Below are 16,223 nucleotides of genomic sequence, written 5' to 3' on the forward strand. Positions count from 1 at the left end.
GATGGCGTGCGTCTCATTCCTTGAACAATGTCAGCCCGTGTTGCACCGACTGCCCGCCATCGATCGGCAGGATGGCGCCGGTGACATAGCTGCCGGCCCTGCTGCACAAATAGAGCGTTGCGCCGGCAATGTCATCCGGTGCGCCGATGCGGCCGATCGGAACATGATTGCCGACATGTCTTGCCTGGTCTTCGGTGCCGGTAGCGAAGGCCGTCATCCGGCTCCGGAAAGGGCCAGGCGCAAAGGCGTTGACCGTGATGCGGCGGGCGGCGAATTCGATCGCCAGGATGCGCGTCAGGTGGTGAACCGCGGCCTTCGAGGCCGAGTAGGAGTAGGCATCTTCGGCCAAAGGCTGCGTGCCCATCACCGATCCGAGGTTGATCACCCGGGCCGGGTCGGCATCGCTGGCGGCGGCCTCGAGCAGTGGCAGCAACTCGCGCGTCAGGTGGAAGACCGCGGTCACATTGACGCCGAACACCTTGGCCCAGGCATGGTAGGGAAAGCTTTCCAGCGGCGCCCCCCAGGAGATGCCGGCATTGTTGACCAGGATATGCAGCCGCTCGGTCCGCGCCCTGACCTCGGCCACAAGCGCCGCAATGCCGGCCTCGCTGGAGACGTCGCCGGCAAAACCTTCCGCCCTGCCGGGCGCGCCAAGGCCGTTCAACTCGCCGGCTACCCCGACGCAATCCTCGCCCTTGCGCGAGGCGATCATCACGGTGGCGCCGGCCTTGACCAGAGCGGTCGCCGCCATGCGCCCGATGCCGGTCGCGGCGCCGGTGACCAGCGCCGTCTTGCCGGCGACTGAGAACAGCTCGTCCAGATAGCTCATCGATTTCCTCCGCGCAGTTCACCGCTGTTTGACTGATGGTTCAAGGAGCGGCTTCGCCTCGACAAGGCTAGCCGAACTACGATTATCCTTGCCACGGCTAAAGTATCCGGATTGGGGCAATGGCACGGTTTGCGGCTGAAATGGTTAAGCCCGAACGGCAAGGTGGTCATTCGGCCGTGACATGGGTCGGATGAATGATGCAGCCGTCCCTCTAAGCGAGCACCTTGGCCCCAGCGGTTCATTTCGCGCGTGAAGCAAGTCGTCATTACTCCTCCGCCAAGCCGCAGGCGGGTCTTGATGACGTGGGACGGTGGCCGAGCGATAGGGCAGGACTGACATTCGTTCGTGGACTGGAGCTATGCTTTCCCGGGGGAGCTGTGGGTAAGAAACAACGCATCGTCCTGCTGGCAGCTGTTTTGGCGTCTGCCTTTGGCGTTTTGTTGCTGATCCTGATCCTGCAGATGGTCAGTTTTTTGGTTGACTAGGCACGGCCAGGAGCGTGCTTTTCCAAAAGCCTGCGCTACCGCAGGCTTTCCAGCTCGCGGATGCGTTTGGCGCCGTCGGCCTCGAGCTGCCTTGTAACGGCGCCGATCAGCGCTTCGGCAACGACGAAAAGGGCGGCGGATGAGTCCCAGGCCGAAGGCACGGCGGTGCGCCCGGCGATGACATGGCGGGCAAAGCGAGCGATCGGCGACAGCCACTGGTCGGTAAACAGCACGATCTGCACGCCGCGCTGGTTGGCGGTCTCGGCAAAGCGGACGAGGCTGTCCTGATAGCGCCTGATGTCGAAGATCACCAGCACGTCTCGCTTGCCCATGTCGATCAGCCGGTCGCGCCAGACGCTTTCCTGGCCGGCCAGATGGAAGACGTTGGGTTTGATGATAGCAAGGTGGGCCGCCATATAGCGCGCCAGCGGATCGGTGAAGCGGCCGCCGATCAGGAATGTCTTGCCGCGCCGGTCGGCAAGCTTGGCGACGATGTCGGCAAGCTGCTTGTCCGAGAGATGCCGGAATGTCTCGCGCATATTGTCGAGCGTCGCCTCCAGCATCGGCGAGACGGCGCTGGCGCCCTGCGATGGCGGATTGAGCGTGCGCGAGGCCGGCGACTGCAATTGCGCCGCCAGCTCGTCTTGCAGCGTCGACTGGAATTCCGGATAGTTCTGGAAGCCGAGCCGGGCGACGAAACGCAGGATCGTCGGCGACGACACGCCGGCGGCAGCCGAGAATTCGGCGACCGTCTTCAGCCCGATCAGCGGATAGCTGGCGATCAGTGTTTGTGCAGCGCGCCGCTCGCCGGCCGGCATGGCGCCGATGCGGTCGGAGATCAGTTCGGCAATGCTGGAAACCATGTTTTTCCCCACCCTGGCCGTGCCGTTACCGCATTATCGAAATCGCGTTTGACAAAGCCGGCCAAACTGTATGAAATCATCCGCAGGGACGCAATGAGGCAAAATACGTAACATACGATACAGCGCTCCCCGGGGACAGCAGACAATGGAGACAGCACGGCCCGCCAGCCTTGCATCGCCTGAAACCGTAAGGGTGACGAACCCCGGCGGATCGAGCCCCTTCGTGCTGACCTGCGACCACGCCTCCAATTTCCTGCCACCGGAATTCGGAACGCTCGGCCTTGCCGCCGAGGATCTTTCCCGCCACATCGCCTGGGATCCCGGCGCCTTGCCGGTGGCGCGCCGCATGGCCGAGGCACTCGATGCGACGCTGGTCGAGACCTGCATCTCGCGGCTCGTCATCGACTGCAACCGGCCGCTCGACGCGCCGGACCTGATAGTGACGGTCAGCGCCAGCGAAAAAACCGTGGTCCCGGCCAACCAGGGACTTTCGGCCGACCAGCGGGAGGCGCGCATCGCGCTGGCGTGGCGACCGTTTCACGAGCGGATCGCGACGATCATCGACGAACGCCAGGCGGCCGGGCGGGACACCAGGCTGGTCTCGATCCATTCCTTCACGCCGCTCTATAAAGGCAAAAGCCGGCCGTGGCACATCGGCATCATCCATGATGAGGATCGCCGGCTGGCGGCGCCGCTGATCGCGGCGCTGCAGCGGCTTGCCGGCGTCACCGTCGGCGTCAATGAACCCTATTCGCCGGCCGACCGGGTCTATTTCACGCTGGAACGCCATGCGCGCTCGCGCGGGCTGCTTTGCGCGATGATCGAAATCCGCAACGACGAGATCGCCGGCGCAGCCGGGCAGCGGAAATGGGCGGATCTGCTCGCGAGTATTTTTCTCAATCTGGAGCCCGAGGCGGCCAAGGCCTCCAGACCAAGCGCAGTCGGAAAGTCAGTTCAATCGGCCAGCTAAGAAACCAGAAGGGGACTAAAAATGGTAGCACCGGGTTACAGCGAAGTTGACAAGAAGGAGGACCTGAAAGTTCTCCACGGAATGGGCTATGCTCAGGAACTGTCGCGAAGCATGAGCCGCTTCTCGAATTTCGCGATCTCGTTCTCGATCATCTGCATCCTCTCAGGCGGCATCAATTCCTTCGCGCAAGCGACGTCGTCCATCGGTGGCGCCGGCGCTGGCATCGGCTGGATCGTCGGGTGCATGGTTTCGGGATTTTTCGCGCTCGCCATGGCCCAGATCGCCTCTGCATTTCCGACCGCCGGCGGCCTCTATCACTGGGCATCCATCCTAGGGAACCGGTTCACTGGCTGGCTCACCGCATGGCTCAACCTGCTCGGCCTGATCACCGTGCTCGGCGCCATCAACATCGGTACTGCTTTCTTCTTCGTCGGCACTTTCGGCGGAGCCTTCGGCATGACTGGCACGCCTGGTGAGATCGTCGGGTTTGTCGCCTCCATCACCGTGTTGCAGGCGCTGCTCAATCATTTCGGCATCAAATTGACGGCTATGTTGACGGACGCCTCCGGCTTCCTGATCCTGGCAACGACAGCCGTGCTGATCGTCGCCTGCCTGATGTTTGCTCCAGCGATCGACATCACGCGGCTGTGGACGTTCACGAACTATTCGGGCGACGCGGGCGGCGGTGTTTTCCCGCAGTCCGATTCCATGACGTATCTCTTCCTGCTCTGCCTGCTGCTGCCGGTTTACACCATCACTGGCTATGACGCGTCGGCGCATACTTCGGAAGAAACGTTGAGGGCGGCGCACTCGGTTCCGCGGGCAATCGTTTCGTCCGTAGTCTGGTCGTCGCTGATCGGCTGGGTGATGCTGTGCGCGATCGTACTGGCGATTCCGGATCTGGCGGCCGGCGCCAAGCAGGGCTGGAGCGTGTTCTTCGCCACGATGGACGCGATCTTGCCGGCGTGGCTGAAGACACTGCTCTATCTGGGCATCCTGATCGCGCAGTTCCTCTGCGGTCTGGCAACGGTCACCTCTGCCTCGCGCATGCTTTTCGCCTTCTCGCGTGACGGCGGCATGCCGGTCGGCTCGGCCTCGCTAGCCAAGGTCAGCCCGACCTGGCGCACGCCGGTCAATGCGATTTGGACGGCTGCTGTGCTCGAGATCATCTATGTCTTTCTTGCCCAGTTCATCTCGGTCGGCGGCACGAACATCTATACCATCGTCGTCAATTCGACATTGGTGTTCCTGTTTCTGTCCTTCATCATTCCGATCGTGCTCGGCATGATGGCTTTCGGAACGGAAAAATGGCCGAACCCCGGCCCATGGAACCTCGGCGCCGACCTGTTCAAGCTGTTTTGCATCCTGTCGGTCATCGGCATGGCGATCATCTTCTACATCGCCATCCAGCCGCCGAACGACAAAGTGCTCTATATCACCCTGGGCTTCATTGTGCTGACCGCGGTGCTTTGGTTCGGTTTCGAGAACCGCCGCTTCCAGGGTCCGCCCATCGGCGACCAGATCGCAAAGCGTCAGGCGGCGATCAAGGCAGCCGAGATAGCTGTCGGCGAAGCCGGCGCCTGACCCCCTCTCATGACCATGGCCGGCATTCGCGCCGGCCGTGGTTTTCGTTTCCTTTTCAAAGTGACAAGCCCGAAACGACAAGCGCTGGAGTGCCAAAGGAATGGCCGGAAATTTCTCGTTCGATCAGTTGAAGCAAGCGGTCTCCAGCGGCGAGGTCGACACGGTGCTGGCCTGCATCGTCGATATGCAGGGGCGGCTCGCGGGAAAGCGGTTCCTGGCCCGTTATTTCGTCGATTCCGCGCATGACGAGACGCATGGCTGCAACTATCTCTTGGCGGCAGACATCGATATGGAACCGGTGCCCGGCTACAAGGCGGCGAGCTGGTCGAAGGGTTATGGCGATTTCGTCATGAAGCCGGACCTTGCGACGCTGCGGCGCGTTCCGTGGCTGGAAAAGACGGCGCTGGTGATCTGCGACGTGCTCGACCACCATACCCATGACGACCTGGCGCATTCGCCGCGCGCCATGCTGAAGAAGCAGGTCAAGCGGCTGCAGGATCGCGGCTATATCGGCTATTTCGCTTCCGAGCTCGAATTCTATCTGTTCAGCGAAACCTACGATTCCGCCCGCAAGAAGCACTGGCAGGGCCTCGAGACGGCATCGCCCTATATCGGCGACTACCAGATCGGCATCACCACCAAGGAAGAAGGCGTCATGCGCCGGCTGCGCAACGAGATGGAGGCGGCCGGCATCCCGATCGAGAATTCGAAGGGCGAGTGGGGGCCAGGCCAGGAAGAGATCAATGTCCGCTACGCCGAGGCGCTCGACATGGCCGACCGCCACGTCATCCTGAAGAACGGCGCCAAGGAAATCGCCGAGTCCGAAGGCAAGGCGATCTCGTTCATGGCCAAGTACAATTACGGGCTCGCCGGCAATTCCAGCCACATCCATAATTCGTTGTGGAGCGCCGACGGCAAGACGCCGTTGTTCTACGACAAAAATGCCGAGTGGACGCTGTCGACGCTCGGCCAGCAATGGGCGGCCGGCCAGCTCAAATATGCCAAGGAATTCACCTGGTTCCTGGCGCCCTACATCAACTCCTACAAGCGCTTCCAGGCCGGCACGTTCGCGCCGACCAAGATCACGTGGAGCGAAGACAACCGCACTGCCGGCTTCCGTCTTTGCGGCGAAGGCTCCAAGGGCATCCGCATGGAATGCCGCATCGGCGGCGCCGATTTGAACCCCTATCTGGCTTTCGCCGCGCTGATCGCGGCCGGGCTTGCCGGCATCGATGAAAAGCTTGAACTGCAGAAGCCCTTCGTCGGTGATGCCTACCAGGCCTCGCAGCTGCCTGAAATTCCAAAGACATTGCGCGACGCCACCGCGACGCTGGCGGAATCGAAAATGCTGAGGCAGGCGCTCGGCGACGATGTGCTGGAACATTACGTCCACACGGCACACTGGGAACAGTTGGAGTACGACCGCCGGATTACGGACTGGGAACTGCACAGGGGGTTCGAGCGGTATTGACGGCGTTGCGCTTTACGCAATATTGTTGCGGGTATCGCACCAGCAACACGCAGGAGGCAGCGTTTGCCCAAAGGTAGAGCCCATGTCGACAAGGCGTGGTTTATGAGTCGAATGAACGAGCGCAAGCTCACGGTACGCAGCATGGCCGGCCGCATGAACATACACTACAGCGCCTTGTCGCGGACACTGAACGGTGAGCGGCGTATGCAGGTCGACGAGATACGCAAGATCGCTGAAATTCTCGACCGGCAGGAGAGCGAGATATTGGTGCACCTCGGAAGGTCCAATCATGCGGCGAGGCCGTCGGAGCCTGATCGCCGGTCTGGTTTCAAGGAGGGGCAAGTGGATTTCGTGGACGACATGAACGGCAACAAGGAAGAGTACATCGTGCCGCCTCGGGGTGCCGATCCGTTGTTTGGATGCATGGCCGGGACGCTCACCCTGCTTCCGGACGTCGACTATACCGCGCCCGCCGATCCGGATTGGGGCAATGTCTATGACGAGTGAGGGGGTTCTGCTCGACACATGCTTCATGCTGTGGCTGTCAACGGAGCAGCCGGTCACGAGGGCTGCGGTCGAGAAGGTGACCAGCGCACGCAAAAATGGCAGCGTGATCGCCGTTTCCGTGATGTCCGCCTGGGAAATCGGCATGCTTGTAGCCAAGGGCCGGTTGCCATTCATCAAGTCACCGCTCGCATGGTTCGAACGGTTCGTGCAGACCGGGGCAGCGAGCGTCGAGGGGATCGACAGTGAGCTTTTGGTCGAGTCTTCGTTCCTGCCCGGCGTCGTTCACAACGATCCAACGGATCGGATCATCATAGCCACGGCGCGCTCGAAAAACCTCGAGATCATCACCCGCGATCGCGCAATCCTTGCCTATGGCGCGGCCGGCTTCGTCAAAACAGTGCCTTGTTGATTTGGAGACCTCTTTGGAAACCGTGAAGATAAAATCCCCCGTCGACGGTTCGATCTATGCCGAACGGCCTCTTGCCACCGACCAGGCGATCGGTGCCGCGGTCGAACGTGCCAAGGCGGCGCAGGAGAAGTGGGCTGAGACGCCGGTCGTCGAGCGCGGCAAGTACATGCTTGCCATGCTGGAAGCGCTGGTCGCCATGACCGACGAGATCGTGCCGGAGATCGCCTGGCAGATGGGCCGGCCGGTGCGCTATGGCGGCGAGTTCGGCGGCGTCAGGGAACGCGTCAGCTACATGGTCGAGATCGCCGAGGCGGCCTTGAAGCCGGTCATGGCCTCCAACCCGAAGGACGGCTTTCGGCGCTATGTGAAGAAGATGCCGCTCGGCGTCGTCATGGTGATCGCGCCGTGGAACTATCCCTATCTCACCGCCGTCAACACCATCGTCCCGGCGCTGATGGCGGGCAGCGCCGTCATCCTCAAGCATGCGGCACAGACATTGTTGGTCGGCGAACGGTTTCAGCAGGCGTTTGATAAGGCCGGCCTGCCCAAGGGCCTGTTCCAGAACCTCGTCCTGAACCACGCGCAGACTGAAAGGCTGCTCGGCTCCGGCAAGATCGACCATGTCAACTTCACCGGCTCGGTCGCCGGCGGCCGCGCCATCGAAAAGGCGGCGGCGGGCACCTTCATGACGCTCGGCCTCGAACTCGGCGGCAAGGATCCGGCCTATGTGCTGCCGGACGCAAAGATGGACCATGCCGTTGCCAATCTGGTCGACGGCGCCTTCTACAATTCCGGCCAGTGCTGCTGCGGCATCGAGCGCGTCTATGTCCACGAGAAGGTCTACGATGAATTCGTCGAGGGCTTCATCGCCGAGACTGGGAATTACGTCGTCGGCAATCCGCTCGACCAGGCGACCACCATGGGGCCGATGGCGCAGGCGCGCTTCGCCGACCTGATCCGCGAGCAGAAGGCCGAGGCGTTGCGCAAGGGCGCCAGGGCACACATCAATATGAAGGTGGCCAACGACAGGCAAGGTTCCCCCTATCTGACGCCGGAAGTGCTGACCCAGGTCGACCACCAGATGAGCGTTATGCGCGAGGAAAGCTTTGGCCCGATCGTCGGCATCATGAAGGTGCGCAACGACGAGGAAGCGATCGCGCTGATGAACGACAGCCCCTATGGGCTGACGGCCTCGATCTGGACGCGCGACATTGAGCATGCGGCGGCGATCGGCGATCGTGTCGAGACCGGCACGGTGTTCATGAACCGCTGCGACTATCTCGATCCGGCGCTGGTCTGGACCGGCGTCAAGGATACCGGCAAGGGCGCGGCATTGTCGGCCATCGGCTACGACAATCTGACCAGGCCGAAATCATACCATTTGCGCGAGGTGATCTAAGGTGCCGATCGACAAGCATGCGATCGCTGTTGAGGGGGAGTAGTGGCGGATACACAAAAATCGGCTTTGCCAGATGGTGAGGGTCCCGAGGGTATCGGCGGATGGCTTGTCCTGCCGATGCTCGGGTTGATGCTCACGCCGATACTGGGGTTGGTACAACTGCACAATACGGACTATCTCGGCTTCGACTGGCAGGCCTTCAGTTTTTCTCAAGGTGCGCTGCTCGTTGCCGAACTGGTGACAGCAGGCGTTCTAAGCCTTACAGCCCCGGTCCTGTTATTGTTCTTCATGTTCAAGCGCTGGGAGATATTCCCGGGCTGGTACATGATTTGGGCAGTCGCGATGCCGGTATATGCCATCCTCGACCCATGGGCCGCGCATCTGGTTTTTCGCGAGAGCTTTCCAACCTTGGCTGATGCGTTCGACAGAGAAACGATGCGCGGAATTTACCGCTCCGTCTGGGCCGCAGCCATCTGGATTCCGTACATGATGCGGTCAGACCGTGTGGCCAATACCTTTGTGAACTAATGACATCCGAGAGCACGAAAGCAGTCAAGAAGGTCGAAATGACAAAACTCGTTTCCAAATGGAATTACCCGACGACCGTCCGCTTCGGCGCCGGACGCATCAAGGAGCTGCCGGAGGTGCTGGCGGCGACCGGCATCAAGCGGCCGCTGTTCGTCACCGATCCGGGACTGGCCAGGCTGCCGGTGGTGGCCTCGACGCTGAAGATCCTCGACGACGCCAAGGTGCCGTATGGCGTATTTTCCGAGGTCAAGCCGAACCCGGTGGATTCCAACCTGACCGCCGGCATTGCCGTGTTCAAGAAGGGCAAGCATGACGGCGTCATTGCCTTTGGCGGCGGCTCGGCGCTCGACCTCGGCAAGCTGATCGCCTTCCAGGCCGGGCAGACACGGCCGGTCTGGGATTTCGAGGATGTCGGCGACTGGTGGACGCGCGCCGATGCCGATGCGATCGCGCCGATCATCGCCGTGCCGACCACGGCCGGCACCGGCTCGGAAGTCGGCCGCGCCGGCGTCATCACCAATGAAGCGACCCATACCAAGAAGGTCATCTTCCATCCAAAGCTTTTGCCGGCGATCGTCATTGCCGATCCGGAACTGTCGGTCGGCATGCCGGGCTTCATCACCGCCGGCAGCGGCATGGATGCGCTGGCCCATTGCCTCGAAGCCTATTGCGCGCCGGGCTATCACCCGATGGCCGACGGCATCGCCGTGGAAGGCATAAGGCTGGTCTTCGAAAACCTGCCGAAAGCCTATGCCAACGGCAAGGATCTGGTCGCCCGCGCCAACATGATGAGCGCCGCCGCCATGGGAGCGGCCGCCTTCCAGAAAGGGCTTGGCGCCATCCATTCGCTGTCGCATCCCATCGGCGCGCTCTACGACACCCACCACGGCATGACCAACGCCGTGTTCATGCCCTATGTGCTGGCCTTCAACCGCGAGGCGATCGAGCCGCGCATAGCCCGGCTCGCCGACTATTGCGGCATCAAGGGCGGCTTCGACGGTTTTGCCAAGGCGATCATCAAGCTGCGCAAGGAGCTCAAGGTGCCGCATGCGCTGCCCAGCCTGATCAAGGGGCTCGACATGGACAAGAGACGCAAGGGCCTGATCGCCGACATGGCGGTGGTCGATCCGACCGCCGGCGGCAACCCGGTCAAGCTGACCAAAAAGGCGGCGCTGACGCTGCTCGAAAACGCCATCGCCGGCACCGTCTGAGACAATTTTCGCATCGGAAATCGACTTGGGAAAAGAGGCAAAGGAAAGGGGGAAAGATGAAAGGCAAGATCGAAACTAGTTAGCCGGAAAAAGAATCGCGAAGCGATTGCTACAGCCGGTTAAAAAGAGTTTACTTTTTCATACTGCGGGGCATCGCTTTCACAAAGCTTTCATCTGGCTGTCACACGAAAACGATACCGCATCGCAGGCGTCCAACGGCGTCAGTTCAACGGAGAGAACACATGTTCAAATTCACGGGAAAACTGCTTTCCCTTTCGGCCGTCGCCCTGATGGCGACCTCTGCCATCTCGTCGGCCCAGTCCATGGATGAACTGGTCGCCGCAGCCAAGGCTGAAGGCCAGCTCACCACCATCGCGCTGCCGCATGACTGGTGCGGCTACGGCGCGGTCATCGACGGCTTCAAGGCAAAATATCCTGGGATCACCGTCAACGAGCTCAACCCCGATGCCGGCTCCGGCGACGAGGTCGAGGCGATCAAGGCCAACAAGGACAACAAGGGCCCGCAGGCGCCCGACGTTATCGACGTCGGCCTGAGCTTCGGTCCGACCGCAAAGAAGGATGGCCTGATCCAGGCTTATAAAGTATCAACCTGGGACTCGATCCCGGACAGCGCCAAAGATGCCGATGGCTTCTGGACCGGCGACTATTATGGCGTGCTTTCGTTCCTGGTGAACAAGGACCTGGTCAAGGAAGCGCCGGCAGACTGGGCCGACCTGCTGAAGCCGGAATTCGCCAATACCGTGGCGCTCGCCGGTGACCCGCGCGCTTCGAACCAGGCCATCCAGGCCGTCTATGCCGCCGGCCTTTCCGGCGGTGCGGCTGCCGGCGAAGCCGCCGGCACGGCTGGTCTCGACTTCTTCAAGAAGCTCAACGCCGCCGGCAATTTCGTGCCGGTCATCGGCAAGCCCGCGACGCTTGCCCAAGGCCAGACGCCAATCCTGGTGACCTGGGATTATAACGCGCTTGCCGGCCGCGACACGCTGAAGGGCAATCCGCCGGTCGACGTCGTCGTGCCGAAGACCGGTGTCGTCGCCGGCGTCTATGTTCAGGCGATCAGCGCCTACGCGCCGCATCCCAATGCTGCCAAGCTATGGCTGGAATATCTCTATTCCGACGAAGGCCAGATCGGCTGGCTGAAGGGCTATTGTCACCCGATCCGCTTCAACGACCTCGCCAAGAATGGCAAGCTCCCGGCTGACGTGATGGCCAAGCTGCCGCCGGCCGAGTCCTATGCAGCCGCGGTGTTCCCGACGCTCGACGAGCAGGGCAAGGCCAAGGAAGCCATCACCAAGAACTGGGATGCCGTCGTCGGCGCCAACGTCAAGTAAGACTTGAGATCAGCCGGGCGGCTTAGATCGCCGCCCGGCATACCTCCAGGACGGTAGCCGGCGCATGACCGATATCTCGTTGTCCGATCACGCTGTTGCCGGGAAGACCGCGCCTCCTGCCGACGCCCGCAGTATGAGGCTGCCGACACAATGGCTTGGCGTTGCGCCTTTCTTCATCTTCGCCATCATGTTCCTGATCCTGCCCACGCTCTATCTGATGCTGGGCGCATTCCGGAACGATGCCGGCGAATTCACTTTCGAAAACATAGCGGCCTTGGCGCAGCCGTCGATCGTTGCCGCCTACTGGATCTCAATCAAGGTCAGCCTCGCCTCGTCGCTGATCGGTGCTTTCGCGGGGCTTGCCATTGCCATCGCCATCGTGCGCGGCGGACTGCCGGAATGGATACGCTCGGCGACACTGACCTTCTCCGGCGTGGCCTCCAATTTTGCCGGCGTGCCGCTGGCCTTCGCCTTTCTCGCGACGCTCGGCCGGCTCGGGCTCGCCACGGTGCTGCTCAACGTCTTGGTCGGCTTCAACATTTATGCCCATGGTTTCAACATTCTGTCGTTCTGGGGCCTGACACTGACCTATGTCTATTTCCAGATCCCGCTGATGGTGGTGATCATCGTGCCAGCGATCGACGGGCTGAAGAAGGAATGGGGCGAAGCGGCAGCAACGCTTGGCGCGACCCAGGCGCAGTTCTGGCGTATGGTCGTCATTCCGGTGATCTGGCCAAGCTTCCTCGGCACCGTCATCCTCTTGTTCGCCAACGCCTTCGGTGCCATCGCCACCGCTTACGCTCTGACCGGCTCCTCGCTTAACATCGTCCCTATCCTGCTCTACGCGCAGATCCGCGGTGACGTGCTGCACAATGCCCATCTCGGCTATGCCATTGCCTTCGGTATGATCGTCATCACCGGGCTTGCCAATGTCTTCTACATCTGGTTCCGGACGCGCTCGGAAAGGTGGCTTAAATGAAGAGCGGACGTTTCTGGGCCTGGGTCGTCTTCGCGCTGGGCGCTGCCTACTTCTTCATTCCGCTTATCGCGACGGTGGAATTTTCCATGCGCATGCGGCGCGGCGCCTATTCCTTCGATGCGTACAAAGTCGTGTTTGGCGACCCCCGTTTCCAGGCGACCTTCGGCTATTCCGTACTCGCTGCTGTTTTCACCATCATTCTCGGCGTGCTGATCGTGGTGCCTACCGCTTATTGGATCCGCCTGCGGATGCCGCAGCTCAGGCCCGTCGTCGAGTTCATCACGCTGCTGCCGCTGGTCATTCCCGCCATCGTCATCGTCTTCGGCTACATTAGAATGTACGGGTCGAACTCACCGCTGCCGTTCCTGGGCAGCGAGACAGGAGCCAATGCCTTGCTGGTCATCGGTTATGCGACACTAGCACTGCCCTACATGTATCGCGCCGTCGACACCGGACTTCGCACGATCGACGTGCGGACACTGACCGAGGCGGCGCAGATTCTCGGCGCCGGCTGGGGCACGATCATCACCCGGGTCATCCTGCCCAATGTGCTGATCGCGGTGCTGTCGGGCGCCTTCCTGACCTTCGCCATCGTGATAGGCGAATTCACCATGGCTAGCCTGCTCAACCGGCCTGCCTTCGGACCCTATCTGCAGAACGTCGGCGCTAACCGAGCCTACGAGCCGGCGGCGCTTGCCATCATCGCCTTCGCCATCACCTGGGGCTGCATGTCGCTGATCCAGATCCTGTCGCGTTTCGCGCCGCGATCGGCGAACCGTCCGAACTGACCCGAAGGAAAAAGCCATGACCGAGCCCTTCCTCTCAATCCAGCATGTGCGAAAATCCTTCGGCCCCATCACCGTGGTGCAGGATTTCAACCTCGACGTCGAGCCGGGCGAATTCGTCTCTTTCCTTGGGCCATCGGGCTGCGGCAAGACGACGGTGCTGCGCATGGTCGCTGGTTTCGAAGAGCCGTCCGCCGGCAAGATCGTCGTGGCCGGCAAGGACATCACCCGGCTGAAGCCCAATCAGCGCAATGTCGGCATGGTGTTCCAGGCCTATGCGCTGTTTCCGAACCTCACCGTGGCGCAGAATATCGGCTTCGGGCTGAAGGTCGCCGGCATGCCAAAGGCCGATGCCGACAGGCGCATTGCCGAAATGCTCGATATCATCAAGCTGCCGCAGATGGGCGACCGCTATCCCTACCAGCTTTCCGGCGGCCAGCAGCAGCGCATCGCGCTGGCGCGGGCGATTGCGCCGAAGCCGAAGCTGTTGCTGCTCGACGAGCCGCTGTCGGCGCTCGACGCGAAGGTGCGCGTGTCGCTGCGCGAGGAAATCCGTTCGATCCAGAAGAAGCTCGGCATCACCACCATCTTCGTCACCCACGACCAGGAAGAGGCGCTGTCGATCTCCGACCGCATTGCTGTCATGTATGGCGGCAAGGCCGAGCAAGTAGGCACGCCGTTCGAGATCTACAACCGACCGGCAACCAAATTCGTTGCCAATTTCGTCGGCACGCTGAACGTGCTTGAAGGCACGGTCACCGACGCGGCTTCGGGCAAGGTGCGCGTCAATTCGCAAGAGGTTTCGCTCAAGGGCAAGCTCAACGGCTCGAAATCCGGCGACACGCTGTCGTTGGCACTGCGTCCGGAAGCGATTTCGCTGGGGCGCCACCCCGGCCGCGACTCCAGCCTTTCGGGCGAAATCGCCGAAGTGCATTTCCTCGGCTCGGTCATCCGCGTGCGCGTCGGCATCGGCGGCGCCACGGTCTCGCTCGACACGTTCAACAGCCCGGCCACGCCGCCGCCGGCCGTCGGCGAAAAGGCCGAAATTTCGTTCTCGTCGGGCGACATGCTGGTGCTGCATTAGGGAAGAGGGAAGAGGGAATAGTGAATAGTGAATAGTGAGAATGCGCTTTACGCGCCAAATTCCTCTACACGCAGCCATTCACCATTCACCAATCACCACTCACCATCAGCCAAAGCCGTTGCCGTTTTTGCAGTGCCAATCGCCCGGCTTCACCGCTACGATAAGGCATGGCGCTTTTTGAACTCACCCTTGTCCTGCTTCTCATCGCGGTCGTCCTGACCGCGCTGTCGCGGCGTCTGCAGATTCCCTATCCTTCATTGTTGGCGCTGGCCGGCGCTGGCATCGCCTTCCTGCCGTTTGCCCCGACCATCGAGATCGACCCGGAGCTGGCGCTCGCTCTGTTCATCGCGCCGGTTCTGCTCGACGCGGCCTACGACACGTCGCTGCGCGATCTCAACCGCTACAAGGTTTCGCTCATCCTGCTGGCGCTTGGCGCCGTCATCTTCACCACGGTGGCGGTCGCTCTGGTGGGCTGGACGATGGCAGGCCTGCCCGTCGCCGCCGCCATAGCGCTTGGCGCGATTGTGGCGCCGCCCGATGCGGTGGCAGCGGCGGCCGTGCTCGGGCAGTTCAAGGTACCGCACCGCATCACCGCCATCCTGGAAGGCGAGAGCCTTCTCAATGACGCGACGGCACTGCTGATCTACCGAATGTCGGTTTCCGCAGCCGCCGGCTCCATCCTGTTGAGCAGTGCCGTACCAATGATCCTGCTGTCGACGGTCGGCAGCCTTGCCGCAGGCTATGTGCTAGGCCGGTTGTCTCTCGCCATACTCGGCCGTATCGACGACCCGGCGAGCGGCACCGTGGTGCAATTCGCCTCAACCTTTGGCGTCTGGATCCTGGCCGACAGGATAGGGCTGTCCGCCATCATCACGATCGTCGTCTATGCCATGACGATCGCCCGTACATCGCCGCGCCGCATGCCGGCAAGGAATCGTGTCAGTTCCTACTCGGTCTGGGAGACGGCGGTGTTCGTGCTCAACGTCCTGGCCTTCGTCCTGATGGGCCTGCAAGCGCGATCGATTGTCGGTCGACTTGCCGAGCAAGGACAAAGCGAGGCGTTCGTCTTTGCCCTGGCGGTGCTGGCCATTGTCATCGTATCGCGGCTCGTCTGGGTGCTGGGCTGCGGCGCGATCCTCAGAGCGCTGGCACGTCTGGGCGACGAGGACAGGCGGAAGGACGCACCGACATTTCGCGGCGGCGTGCTTATCGGCTGGTGCGGCATGCGCGGCCTGGTGACGCTTGCGGCAGCCTTCGCCTTGCCGGCCGACTTTCCAGGCCGTGATCCGATCGTGCTCGCCGCTTTCACGGTCGTGCTCGGCACGCTGGTGCTGCAAGGCGTCAGCCTGAAGCCGTTGCTCAGCGTGCTCAATCTCAAGCCCGACCAGACGGTCGACCGGGAGGTGGCGCAGGCGCGCGTCGCCATCATGCAGGCTGCGCTCGACGTGCTCAGCGGCAAGACGTCGAGCGCCGCGGGGGCGGTGCGCGAGCAATATGCCGCCCAGCGCGCCATCGCCGAGAACCCGGAGGATGCCCAGGCGGCGACCGAGTATGACAGGTTGCGTCTTTATGCCATCAAGAGCCAGCGCGATGCACTGGAGCGCCTGCGCATCGACGGAACGATCGGCGACGAGGCCTACCACCGCCTCGAGGAAGAGATCGACTGGTCGGAACTGGCGGCATCCCCGCCCGGGCGGTTCCAGCCACTGACGACTTAGCATCTGGCCCAAGCTCCCTCCGTCCGGCTGCACATTGCAACCAATCCACCGA

The 16,223-nt window shown here is 62.0% G+C and carries 16 protein-coding genes; 14 read left to right on the plus strand and 2 right to left on the minus strand.

Annotation, left to right across the window (positions count from 1 at the left end):
- Window positions 1-13 precede the first annotated feature (13 nt).
- On the minus strand, window positions 14-829 hold the full coding sequence (locus NKJ12_RS11540) for an SDR family oxidoreductase (protein WP_352506375.1): 816 nt from the start codon (window positions 827-829) through the stop codon (window positions 14-16).
- Window positions 830-1,053: 224 nt separating this feature from the next.
- Between NKJ12_RS11540 and NKJ12_RS11545 the strand changes: the two genes are divergently transcribed.
- Window positions 1,054-1,314 carry a hypothetical protein gene (locus tag NKJ12_RS11545; RefSeq protein ID WP_352702741.1) on the plus strand — a complete coding sequence of 87 codons (261 nt, stop codon included), beginning with the start codon at window positions 1,054-1,056 and terminating at the stop codon, window positions 1,312-1,314.
- Between the two features lie 35 nt (window positions 1,315-1,349).
- On the opposite strand, the gene NKJ12_RS11550 is transcribed toward NKJ12_RS11545, so the two are convergent.
- The gene (locus NKJ12_RS11550) at window positions 1,350-2,177 is read right to left on the minus strand and encodes a MurR/RpiR family transcriptional regulator (protein ID WP_254816889.1); all 828 of its coding nucleotides are present in this window, start codon (window positions 2,175-2,177) and stop codon (window positions 1,350-1,352) included.
- A gap of 145 nt (window positions 2,178-2,322) precedes the next feature.
- On the opposite strand from NKJ12_RS11550, the gene NKJ12_RS11555 reads away from it, so the two are divergent.
- The 13 genes from NKJ12_RS11555 to NKJ12_RS11615 all read left to right on the plus strand — a co-directional run bounded on the left by NKJ12_RS11555 (window position 2,323) and on the right by NKJ12_RS11615 (window position 16,171).
- Entirely contained in the window at window positions 2,323-3,147 is an 825-nt protein-coding gene (locus tag NKJ12_RS11555; RefSeq protein WP_352506374.1) for an N-formylglutamate amidohydrolase, read from the plus strand.
- Window positions 3,148-3,168: 21 nt separating this feature from the next.
- Window positions 3,169-4,731, plus strand: a complete 1,563-nt coding sequence (locus tag NKJ12_RS11560) for an amino acid permease (RefSeq protein ID WP_352702745.1) — start codon at window positions 3,169-3,171, stop codon at window positions 4,729-4,731.
- 100 nt (window positions 4,732-4,831) lie between these two features.
- A complete protein-coding gene (locus tag NKJ12_RS11565; RefSeq protein ID WP_352702747.1) occupies window positions 4,832-6,202 on the plus strand; it encodes a glutamine synthetase family protein in 1,371 nt (456 codons plus the stop codon).
- 102 nt (window positions 6,203-6,304) lie between these two features.
- Window positions 6,305-6,709, plus strand: coding sequence for a helix-turn-helix domain-containing protein (locus NKJ12_RS11570; RefSeq protein WP_352506371.1), 405 nt, complete (start codon window positions 6,305-6,307; stop codon window positions 6,707-6,709).
- Window positions 6,693-7,118, plus strand: a complete 426-nt coding sequence (locus NKJ12_RS11575; RefSeq protein WP_352506370.1) for a type II toxin-antitoxin system VapC family toxin — start codon at window positions 6,693-6,695, stop codon at window positions 7,116-7,118. The genes NKJ12_RS11570 and NKJ12_RS11575 overlap by 17 nt, the downstream gene beginning before the upstream one ends.
- On the plus strand, window positions 7,081-8,517 hold the full coding sequence (locus tag NKJ12_RS11580) for an aldehyde dehydrogenase family protein (protein ID WP_352506369.1): 1,437 nt from the start codon (window positions 7,081-7,083) through the stop codon (window positions 8,515-8,517). The genes NKJ12_RS11575 and NKJ12_RS11580 overlap by 38 nt, the downstream gene beginning before the upstream one ends.
- A 42-nt stretch (window positions 8,518-8,559) precedes the next feature.
- Window positions 8,560-9,045: a DUF2569 domain-containing protein gene (locus NKJ12_RS11585; RefSeq protein ID WP_352506368.1), complete on the plus strand. Its 486-nt coding sequence runs from the start codon at window positions 8,560-8,562 to the stop codon at window positions 9,043-9,045.
- A gap of 38 nt (window positions 9,046-9,083) precedes the next feature.
- On the plus strand, window positions 9,084-10,256 hold the full coding sequence (locus NKJ12_RS11590) for an iron-containing alcohol dehydrogenase (RefSeq protein ID WP_352702749.1): 1,173 nt from the start codon (window positions 9,084-9,086) through the stop codon (window positions 10,254-10,256).
- A gap of 242 nt (window positions 10,257-10,498) precedes the next feature.
- Complete coding sequence (locus NKJ12_RS11595; protein WP_352506366.1) at window positions 10,499-11,605, plus strand: ABC transporter substrate-binding protein; 1,107 nt, start codon at window positions 10,499-10,501, stop codon at window positions 11,603-11,605.
- Between the two features lie 64 nt (window positions 11,606-11,669).
- Complete coding sequence (locus NKJ12_RS11600) at window positions 11,670-12,584, plus strand: ABC transporter permease (protein ID WP_023675356.1); 915 nt, start codon at window positions 11,670-11,672, stop codon at window positions 12,582-12,584.
- The gene (locus NKJ12_RS11605) at window positions 12,581-13,372 is read left to right on the plus strand and encodes an ABC transporter permease (protein WP_352478173.1); all 792 of its coding nucleotides are present in this window, start codon (window positions 12,581-12,583) and stop codon (window positions 13,370-13,372) included. Before NKJ12_RS11600 ends, NKJ12_RS11605 begins: the two co-directional genes overlap by 4 nt.
- 16 nt (window positions 13,373-13,388) lie before the next feature.
- Entirely contained in the window at window positions 13,389-14,453 is a 1,065-nt protein-coding gene (locus tag NKJ12_RS11610) for an ABC transporter ATP-binding protein (RefSeq protein WP_254816897.1), read from the plus strand.
- Between the two features lie 167 nt (window positions 14,454-14,620).
- Window positions 14,621-16,171, plus strand: a complete 1,551-nt coding sequence (locus NKJ12_RS11615; RefSeq protein WP_352702750.1) for a cation:proton antiporter — start codon at window positions 14,621-14,623, stop codon at window positions 16,169-16,171.
- The last annotated feature ends 52 nt before the right edge of the window (window positions 16,172-16,223 follow it).

Source organism: Mesorhizobium sp. M0195 (genome assembly GCF_040322115.1).
Classification (GTDB): domain Bacteria; phylum Pseudomonadota; class Alphaproteobacteria; order Rhizobiales; family Rhizobiaceae; genus Mesorhizobium.